The sequence below is a fragment of the Oerskovia sp. NPDC060338 genome, from assembly GCF_042726295.1.
GTDB classification, from domain to species: Bacteria; Actinomycetota; Actinomycetes; order Actinomycetales; family Cellulomonadaceae; genus Oerskovia; species Oerskovia merdavium.
Window position 1 is genome coordinate 60,538 of the sequence record NZ_JBHXCQ010000014.1, and the last position, 7,099, is coordinate 67,636.

The window sequence follows — 7,099 nt, forward strand, 5'->3', positions numbered from 1 at the left end:
GGTTGCCGGGTTGCCGGGTTGCCGGGTTGCCGGGTTGCCGGGTTGCCGGGTTGCCGGGTTGCCGGGTTGCCGGGTTGCCGGGTTGCCGGGTTGCCGGGTTGCCGGGCCCCCGCCACCCGCCACCCGCCACGCGAGGCCGAGCCACATGTCGCGGCACCCCCGACGCCGCGGCGCCCGGACGGCGGACCGGCCGGCCGCCGTCGGGCAGGGAAGTGCGCTAGACGACCAGCCCCAGCAGCAGGATCACGACCAGCGCCACGACCGACAGCACGCACTCCATGACGGACCACGTCTTGAACGTCTGGCCCACGGTCATGCCGAAGTACTCCTTGATGAGCCAGAACCCCGCGTCGTTGACGTGGGACAGGAACACCGAGCCGGCGCCGATCGCGAGCACCAGCAGCGCCGCGTGCGTGGGGGAGAGTCCCGCAGCGAGCGGAGCCATGATCCCGGCCGCCGTGATGGTCGCGACCGTCGCGGAGCCCGTGGCGACGCGGATCAGTGCCGCGACCAGCCATCCCGCGAGGAGCGGCGAGAGGTTCGCGTCGGAGATCCCGCTCGCGATGACGTCGCCCACTCCCGAGTCGACGAGCGTCTGCTTGAAGCCGCCGCCCGCGCCCACGATCAGCAGGATGCCCGCGATCGGGGCGAAGGACTTGTCGACCAGTGTGCTGATCTCGTCGCGCGTGCGCCCCATCGCGCTGCCGAAGGCCACGAGCGACACGAGCGCCGTGATGAGCAGCGCGACGAGCGGCGTCCCGATGAACTCGAGCCCCTTGCCGACGGGGGACTCGATGGTCCCGGTCATCTCGACGACGGTCCGGGCCAGCATGAGGATCACGGGCAGCAGGACCACGGTGACCGCGACCGCGAAGCTCGGACGCGGCGCGTCCTCGTCCCGCTCGGACACGCCCAGGACGGTCGCGGGCGGAGGCAGCTTGACCCACACCGCGAGCGGCTTGGCGAGCAGCGGCCCCGCGACGATGACGGTCGGCACGGCCACGAGCAGACCGAGCCCGAGCGTCAGGCCCAGGTTCGCGCCCAGCGCGTCGATCGCGAGCAGCGGCCCGGGGTGCGGAGGGACGAGGCCGTGCAGCGCCGACAGCCCCGCGAGGGCGGGGATGCCGACGAGGATCGGGGAGACCTTGGAGCGACGCGCGACCATCATGACCACGGGGATCAGCAGGACCACGCCGACCTCGAAGAACAGCGGGATGCCCACGACGAACGCGATGAGCGCCATGGCCCACGGCAGCCGCTGCAGGGGTGTGCGCGCCAGGATCGTGTCGACGATCTGGTCCGCGCCGCCCGAGTCGATGAGCATCTTGCCGATGATCGCGCCGAGCGCGATGAGGACACCGACCCCGGCGACGGTCGACCCGAGCCCCGCCGAGAAGCTCACGAACGCGCTCACGAAGTCGATGCCCGCGACGATCGCGAGGACCGCCGAGCCGATCATGAGGGACAGGAACGGGTGGAGCTTGAGCCACACGATCAGGACGATGATCGTCGCGATCCCGAGCACGGCCGCGAGGATTAGCTGGGTCGTGCCGGCGTCCGTCGTCGGGGTCTCGGTGGCTGCGCGCAGGGCGCCCGCGGCGAGCGGGTGCGAGGCGAGGGTGAGCATCATCGCTCCTCGGGGTGGGTGGGTGCGCCGGCCAGGTGGCGGGGTGCGCGGGGGATCGTGGGGCGGGGCAGCGCGGTGGATGCGAGGATCCGGTCGACGAGCTCCTCGGGCGGTGCGCCGACGTCGAGCGTGATCCCGTCCTCGTCGGCCGCGAGCGGTTCGAGGGTCGCGAGCTGCGAGGGGAGCAGGGACGCGGGCATGAAATGCCCGCTGCGATGGGTCATGCGTTCCTCGAGCAGCTCGGCGCTACCCGTGAGGTGCACGAACCGGACACGCCCGTGCGCGGTCCGCAGCAGGTCGCGGTAGCTGTGCTTGAGCGCCGAGCAGGTGACGACGGCCGAGTCCCCCTCGGCGGCCTGCACGTCGAGCCAGTCGCGCATCGCGCGGAGCCAGGGCCAGCGGTCCTCGTCGGTGAGCGGGGTGCCCGCGCTCATCTTGTCGATGTTGGCCTGGGGGTGGAACTCGTCGGCCTCGGCGTACGGCCGGTGCGTGCGGTCCGCGAGCAGGGTCGCGACCGTGGTCTTGCCCGAGCCGGCGACACCCATGATGACGAGGTGCACGGGGCTGTGGTCGGCCGCCGGCGCTGGGGCGGCTCCCGACGAGGGGCTGGCTCCCCTGTCCGGGGTGAGGCTGACGTCTGTGTCCATGAGGGGGTTCCTTGGCTGTCCGTCGACTGCTGCGTCGTGAGCGGACCTCTGTGGCCGCTCACCGAGCATGCACGATTGGTATCACCTTTGGCAAGGCAATGGTGTGACCTATGAAAGAGCCGTAGGCTCGACCCATGTCCGCGACGGTGCTCCACAGCTCGGTGACCGACGTCCTCGGTCGCCGCATCACCGCAGGTCACCTCCCTGCGGGGAGCGCACTGACACTGGACGGGATCGGCGCCGAGTTCGGCGTCTCCCGCACCGTGACCCGAGAGACCATGCGTCAGCTCGAGGCGCTCGGCCTGGTGCGCTCGGGCCGTCGGATCGGCCTCGTCGTGCTCCCCGAGCAGGACTGGAACGTCTACGACGCCCGGATCATCCGCTGGCGTCTCGCCGGCCCCGGCCGCGACGCACAGCTGCGCTCGCTGACCGAGCTGCGCTGCGCCGTCGAACCCCTGGCCGCCGCGGGCGCCGCCCGCCACGCGACCCACGAGGCCCGCACCGAGCTCGTCGAGCTCGCCGCGCGCATGCGCGAGCTGGGCGAGGCCGGGCGCCTCGAGGAGTTCCTCGTGCTCGACATCCGCCTGCACGCGCTGCTCCTGCGGTCCTCGGGCAACGAGATGTTCGCCGCGCTGCACGAGGTCGTGGGCGAGGTCCTCGCCGGGCGCACCCACCTGGGCCTCATGCCGCAGGCGCCGGTCGCCGAGGCGCTCGACGAGCACGAGGCCGTCGCCCGCGCGGTCGCCGCAGGGGACGCCGCGGAGGCCGAGCGTGCCATGGCCGCGCTCGTCGGAGAGGTCCGGGCCGCACTCACGGCCTGACGCGCACACGGCCCGACGGCGCCGCGCACCGCACGAGGTCGACCGCGGTTCTGAGACGGTCGCCTCGGGAGACGGTTTTCCGCCCGGTGCGAGGTAGCCTCGTCGATCGTGCCCCGCCTCGACGGCATCCTTGCCGACACGACCCCGCTCCGCGTCTCCCCGCCGTTCCGTCGGCTGTGGTGGGGGCTCGGTGTCTCCAACCTCGGCTCGCAGCTGACCGTCGTCGCCGTGGGCCTGCAGGTGTACGCGCTCACCGGCTCGACCCTCGCGGTCGGCGTGCTGGGCGTCTTCGCGCTCGTGCCCCTCGTGGCGCTCGGCCTGTACGGGGGCGCGCTCGTCGACGCCTACGACCGCCGCAAGGTCGCGCTGCTCGCGTCGTGGGCGCTGTGGGTCGTCACCGGCCTGCTCGCGCTCCAGGCGTGGCTCGACGTCGGCTCGGTCGGGGTCCTGTACGGGCTCGTCGCGCTCCAGTCGGCGGCGTTCGCGATCAACAACCCCGCCCGCTCGGCGATCATCCCGCGACTCGTCGAGCCCCGGCTGCTGCCCGCCGCGAACGCGCTCCAGACCATCTCGTGGAGCATCGCGCTGACCGTCGGTCCGCTCCTCGGTGCGTTCCTCGTGGCACTGTGGGGATACGGGATCGCGTACTCGATCGACGTGGTCCTGTTCGCCGCAGCGCTGTGGGCCGTGTGGCGGCTGCCGTCGATCCCGCCGGTCCTGTCTCCCGAGGACACGTTGTCAGAGCTGGACCGGGCTCCCCACCGGGGCACGTTTGACGACGTGGCTGGTGACGAGGCCGGGGAACCGGCGGCGCCCCGCCGCAAGGTCGTCGGCATCAGCTCGGTCGTCGACGGCCTGCGCTACCTCGCGACCCGGCCCAACGTGCGCACGACCTTCCTGGTCGACCTCGCCGCGATGATCCTCGCGTTCCCGCGCGTGCTGCTGCCCGCCGTGGGCGTGCTCTTCATCGGGGGCGGCGAGACCACGACGGGCGTGCTGAGCGCGGCGTTCGCGGTCGGCGCGGTGCTCGCCGGGGTGTTCTCCGGGGCGCTCTCGCGCGTGCGCTGGCAGGGGCTCGTGATCGCGTGGGCCATCACGGCGTGGGGGCTGTCGATCGCGGCGTTCGGCGGCGTCCTGCTCCTCGTCGGGTCGACCAACCCGCCGCAGGTGCTCGTGGGCGGCCTGATCGCGGCGTGCATCGCCCTCGCTCTCGCCGGGGCGTCCGACGCCGTCAGCGCGGTCTTCCGCCAGACGATCCTCCAGACCGCGACCCCCGACGACATGCGCGGCCGCCTCCAGGGCGTCTTCATCGTGGTCGTCGCGGGCGGCCCGCGCCTGGGCGAGGTGGTCCTCGGTGCCCAGGCGAGCTGGTTCGGCGAGGCGTGGGCCGCGGTCGCTGGCGGGCTGGCCTGCATCGTCGTGGTGTGGCTGATCCTGCGGACGCAGCCGCGCTTCCTCAAGTACGACGCGCTGCACCCCGAGCCGTAGGGGTGGCGCCGGAGCGTGGTCCGGGTCCGACGACGTCGGCCCAGTTCGTAGGTCGGCTCGCCGAGCGTGCAGTTCGGGTCGCTCGGCGAGGGCTGCCGGCAGCCCGAACTGCACGCTCGGCGACGCAGTGCTGCGGTACCTTCCCCTCGTGGAGATCGCGGAGGAGCCACCACCGGTCTGGTTCGACCAGGAGGTCCGTGTGCTGGGGGCGACGGACGGGATCGCCGAGACCGGCGTGGTGCGCGGGGTCTCGCGTCCTGGGCCGGGTGGGCACTGGGCCTTCGCCGTCGAGCTCGACGGCGAGGCCGACCTCGTCGGCGTCGCTGCCGAACGCCTCGTAGCGACCGGCTGGTTCCGGAAGGACGACGGGAGGCGGCTCACCGCCGAGGAGTACGCGCACGAGACGGCTGGACGGTCCCGGCCGGGCGACCGCCTCCGGCGCCGCCATGTCACGCTGACGTCGCATGTCCTGGCTGACGGTGCCGACGAGGCCGCGGCCAGGGCGCGCGCGGTCGTCGCCGCGCTCGGCCTCGAGCCCGTCGACGTCGACGAGCCCGTCGAGTACTGGAAGGTCCCGGGCGCCTGGGTCGTCGTGACCGGGCTCGCCTGGCCGCAGGCCGCGCGCGACGACGCCGAGGCAGCCGTCCGGCACCTCGTGGCCTCGACGGGCCTCGACTGGGCTCCGGTCTCGGGGACCCCGGCGGGGTGCGACGCCGTGTGGAACCCGGGCGACGCCGTCGACCCCAGGACGACGCACGTCACCTGGATGCTCCTCGACGCGTCCGCGTGACCCTCACCACGGTCGCTTCACCGCGCGACCGCGCCCTCTCGTCACTATCGTCGAAGGGAAACCTGACACGGAGGGGGTCGTCATGACCAGCAACGACGCAGGAGCAGCTGGGGACGCCCAAGCCCAGGCTCAGGCCAAGCGGCTCAACAAGAGAGTCATCGGGATCAGCCTCGCGGCCGCGCTCGGCGGCTTCCTCTTCGGGTTCGACACGGCGGTGATCAACGGGGCCGTCGACTCCCTGTCCGAGACGTTCGAGCTCAACGCGGCGATCACGGGCTTCGCCGTCTCGTCCGCGCTGATCGGCTGCGCGGTGGGTGCGTGGTTCGCGGGTCCGGTCGCGAACAAGATCGGCCGCATCAAGGTCATGCTCATCGCATCGGCGCTGTTCTTCGTGTCGGCGTTCGGCTCGGGCCTCGCGTTCTCGGTCGTGGACCTGATCCTGTGGCGCGTGATCGGCGGCCTCGGCATCGGCGCCGCGTCGGTCATCGCCCCCGCGTACATCGCCGAGGTCTCCCCGGCGCGCATCCGCGGTCGGCTCGGCTCTCTGCAGCAGCTCGCGATCGTGACCGGTATCTTCGCCTCGCTCCTCACGGACGCGGCGCTGGCCGGGGCCGCGGGTGGCGCGTCGAACGTCCTGTGGCTGGGGCAGGAGGCGTGGCGCTGGATGTTCATGGCCGCGGCCGTCCCGGCCGTCGCGTACGGCCTGTTCGCGCTGCGGATCCCCGAGTCGCCCCGCTACCTGGTCGCCAAGGGCGAGACCAAGAAGGCCGCCGAGGTCCTGCGCGAGTTCACGGGGGTCCAGGACGTCGACCACAAGATCGCGGACATCGAGGACTCCCTCAAGTCGGACACCAAGGCCTCTCTCAAGGACCTGCGGGGCAAGCGGCTGGGCCTCAAGCCCATCGTCTGGGTCGGCATCCTGCTGTCGGTCTTCCAGCAGTTCGTGGGCATCAACGTGATCTTCTACTACTCGACGACGCTGTGGCGGTCGGTCGGGTTCTCGGAGGACGACGCGCTCCTGACCTCGGTCATCACGTCGGTCACCAACATCGTGGTCACGATCGTCGCGATCCTCCTGATCGACAGGGTGGGGCGGCGCGCGCTGCTCCTCGCGGGCTCGTCGGGCATGTTCGTCTCGCTGGGCCTGATGGCCGTCGCGTTCACGCAGGCCACGCTCACCACGGCGTCCGACGGCACGTCGACGGCCTCGCTCGACGGCGCCTGGGCCACGGTCGCGCTCATCGCGGCCAACGCGTTCGTGGTGTTCTTCGGGGCGTCGTGGGGGCCGGTCGTCTGGGTGCTGCTGGGCGAGATGTTCCCCAACCGCATCCGTGCGAGCGCGCTGGCGGTCGCCGCTGCCGCGCAGTGGGTCGCGAACTTCGCGATCTCCACGTCGTTCCCCGTCCTGGCGGACATCGGCCTGAGCTTTGCGTACGCGTTCTATGCGTTCTTCGCGCTGCTGTCGCTGTTCTTCGTCTTCTACAAGATCCCGGAGACGCGCGGCAAGGAGCTCGAGGACATGCGCGACGACTTCGTGATCAAGCGGGGCCACATCGTCGAGTCGGCCTGACGCCACGCCCCGCTCCTGCCGAGAAGTGAGTAGATGCCCCTGATCTGCGCGGATCAGGGGCATCTACTCAAAAAAAGGGGGGGGGGTGCGCCCGAAGGGGGCCCCCCCGCCCCCGCCCCCCAAACGGCCGGCAAGCGCCGGGGGAACAGGTACAAA

At 71.9% G+C, this 7,099-nt stretch carries 6 protein-coding genes; 4 read left to right on the forward strand and 2 right to left on the reverse strand.

What is annotated here, in order from left to right; all coding sequences use genetic code 11:
* Positions 1-217: 217 nt before the first annotated feature.
* A complete protein-coding gene (locus tag ACFWGN_RS17375) occupies positions 218-1,627 on the reverse strand; it encodes a gluconate:H+ symporter (RefSeq protein WP_377618581.1) in 1,410 nt (469 codons plus the stop codon).
* Positions 1,627-2,274 carry a gluconokinase gene (locus ACFWGN_RS17380; RefSeq protein WP_377618583.1) on the reverse strand — a complete coding sequence of 216 codons (648 nt, stop codon included), beginning with the start codon at positions 2,272-2,274 and terminating at the stop codon, positions 1,627-1,629. The genes ACFWGN_RS17375 and ACFWGN_RS17380 overlap by 1 nt, the downstream gene beginning before the upstream one ends.
* A 134-nt stretch (positions 2,275-2,408) precedes the next feature.
* On the opposite strand from ACFWGN_RS17380, the gene ACFWGN_RS17385 reads away from it, so the two are divergent.
* The 4 genes from ACFWGN_RS17385 to ACFWGN_RS17400 all read left to right on the forward strand — a co-directional run bounded on the left by ACFWGN_RS17385 (position 2,409) and on the right by ACFWGN_RS17400 (position 6,943).
* Entirely contained in the window at positions 2,409-3,095 is a 687-nt protein-coding gene (locus ACFWGN_RS17385) for a FadR/GntR family transcriptional regulator (protein WP_377618585.1), read from the forward strand.
* 108 nt (positions 3,096-3,203) lie between these two features.
* On the forward strand, positions 3,204-4,583 hold the full coding sequence (locus ACFWGN_RS17390) for an MFS transporter (protein WP_377618586.1): 1,380 nt from the start codon (positions 3,204-3,206) through the stop codon (positions 4,581-4,583).
* Positions 4,584-4,731: 148 nt separating this feature from the next.
* Complete coding sequence (locus tag ACFWGN_RS17395) at positions 4,732-5,373, forward strand: hypothetical protein (protein WP_377618588.1); 642 nt, start codon at positions 4,732-4,734, stop codon at positions 5,371-5,373.
* 82 nt (positions 5,374-5,455) lie between these two features.
* A complete protein-coding gene (locus tag ACFWGN_RS17400; protein ID WP_377618590.1) occupies positions 5,456-6,943 on the forward strand; it encodes a sugar porter family MFS transporter in 1,488 nt (495 codons plus the stop codon).
* The last annotated feature ends 156 nt before the right edge of the window (positions 6,944-7,099 follow it).